Consider the following 2,015-nt stretch of genomic DNA (forward strand, 5'->3'; position numbering starts at 1 on the left):
ACATCGTCGGCTTCTACAACAACGAACGTTTGCATTCAGTTCTGGGCAATCTGCCGCCCTCCGTCTACGAACGGAACATGGCAGCAAACAAACCTATCGTCGTGTCCGAATTTACTTGACCACTACACTACGGTGCATAAAGCCGTCGGGGAATTAGACCTTACACCTGATCATCACAATTCCTCTATTCCGCCAAATGTCATGGATTTTTCTCAACGATTACACTCGTTTCGCAAGAAGCAGGGTTTCACGCAACAACAAATGGCCGACATGATCGGTATTCACGTTTCACAATTGAAGCGTTACGAATCAGGATTTTCGCAACCCACGATTGATGTATTCAAGCGCATCGCTTTGGCGCTGAACATGAGTTCCGATGCGCTTCTTTTTGGCGTTAGTGAACGAAACCTCGATGAACAACTGAAATTGCTATTCGAAGTGGTATGCTCCCGGTCCCTGGATTTTTGCAAGTGGGCTATGTTCCGCCAGCAGATCAGAAAGCATGACACATGACTTCCATCACTCGATACTACCTAGTCGTCGGCGACACGGCCGACAATGGTGCGGTGATTATGACTGGCGCACGTTCCAAGCATCGCGGTAAAAACGACGCCCACGAAGGTTCTGACGTGTTCTGTCCCGTATGTAAAACAACGGGCGTCCTTAAATGTGTCGGGCCTCGCATATCGCGTAAAGATATGGGGGTGCAAATAGCGTTAAGTGGCGATATTTGCATCTGCAAATGTCCCCGCCATCCTGTGTTCCTCGTTGGCCGCAGGAACTACGGCATGACTGTCGATACTACGGCGGCGTGGTGTTTGCATTTAGGCGAAACAATTGGCTTAACTACTACTGACGCAGGACTTTCTCCGAACGAAGATCACGCCATGAAGTTTGATCAGTTCTTTCAACTCATCGATGAAAAAACTGGTGAGATATTGAAAAATCGGTTCTACAAAATACATTGCCCTAGCGGCGTTATCGCAGGGTATACGGATACTTCTGGCTTCACCAAAAAAATTACATCTAATGAAGCCGAAGAAATCAAGATTGAAATATTCGGAGAGGAAATTTGAATGCCGCTACCACTAGTGCCCATAGCAGTCGTAACGGCAGCAATGACTTTACGCAGTGACACCAAACCAGTAAAAATCTACATCAAAAGACCACGGGGCACGCTATATTGGGGCGGCGCTGGCCTTGATGGAAGCTACATTAAGCCGCAACTACAAGCGTTTAGAAGCGCGGGAATTACCAATGTTTCTGTTGGCCTAACACACTCCGCGACACAAAATATCGGCTCCACTGCAGGCACACTGGTTGACGCAGTACGATCAGGACTATTCATTCGTTTTGAAGATAACGATGACTGGGTAATCTCGAGTGGAATGGATGTACCGTCTACTCAGTTCAACATAATTGGATATAGCTACGGATCATTACTTGCCGCACAGACGGCTTGGTCTTACGCGAAACAGGGAAATATCATTGATCATCTGGTATTGATAGGCTCGCCCGTCGATAAAGATTTTTTGATAAAGCTAAAGGCTCAAAAAAATATCAAGAAAGTTGTAATAATAGATCTGACGCAGTTTGGAGATAAAATCTATGCAGGTATGTCGCAAGCAGCGCTTCTTGGTGCGACTCCTGCTCTTGGAGAACAAATGACAGCGGGTCGTGGCGAGGGCCATTTTTATTACGCACATGTAACCAACGACAGTCCCAGGCGTTGGAAAGAGTTGGCAGAAAGGCTTTATAGTGAAGGACTACGATAGAAACACAGCAGCAGTGCTTTTCGGCTATGTGATAGACGGTCTTATCCTACTCAATGCGGCTGCACTTACTTGCTATTTCATCCTGTCAAAGACAGATAAAAACTCTGTCTTTACCGAGCCTGTCAGATTTTCTGTGTGAACGGGGTTATGAAATAATACCGAAAGGGAAATTCCATGACCGACGTAATGACCACAAAGAAACCGAAGAAGCAGAAAGCACCTAGCCTCATCCCCGTTGAT

Annotated in this window: 3 protein-coding genes; all 3 read left to right on the top strand. The window is 46.5% G+C overall.

Features of this window, described 5'->3' with window-relative positions; translation table 11 throughout:
• The first annotated feature begins 201 nt into the window (after positions 1-201).
• The 3 genes from KHU29_RS21930 to KHU29_RS21940 are packed head-to-tail and all read left to right on the top strand — an operon-like array spanning position 202 to position 1,775.
• Entirely contained in the window at positions 202-513 is a 312-nt protein-coding gene (locus KHU29_RS21930; protein ID WP_211455448.1) for a helix-turn-helix domain-containing protein, read from the top strand.
• Positions 510-1,076: a PAAR domain-containing protein gene (locus KHU29_RS21935; RefSeq protein ID WP_211455449.1), complete on the top strand. Its 567-nt coding sequence runs from the start codon at positions 510-512 to the stop codon at positions 1,074-1,076. Before KHU29_RS21930 ends, KHU29_RS21935 begins: the two co-directional genes overlap by 4 nt.
• Positions 1,077-1,775 (top strand): hypothetical protein, encoded by a 699-nt coding sequence (locus KHU29_RS21940; protein WP_211455450.1) that lies wholly within the window; start codon positions 1,077-1,079, stop codon positions 1,773-1,775.
• Positions 1,776-2,015 lie beyond the last annotated feature (240 nt).

Origin of the sequence: Collimonas antrihumi, assembly GCF_018304965.1 — a bacterium.
Lineage (GTDB): Bacteria > Pseudomonadota > Gammaproteobacteria > Burkholderiales > Burkholderiaceae_D > Collimonas > Collimonas antrihumi.

Bases quoted from the DNA above. Each gene is read 5' to 3' on its own strand.
- KHU29_RS21930 (WP_211455448.1), top strand. From the start codon at position 202: ATGGATTTTTCTCAACGATTACACTCGTTTCGCAAGAAGCAGGGTTTC.
- KHU29_RS21935 (WP_211455449.1), top strand. From the start codon at position 510: ATGACTTCCATCACTCGATACTACCTAGTCGTCGGCGACACGGCCGAC.
- KHU29_RS21940 (WP_211455450.1), top strand. From the start codon at position 1,077: ATGCCGCTACCACTAGTGCCCATAGCAGTCGTAACGGCAGCAATGACT.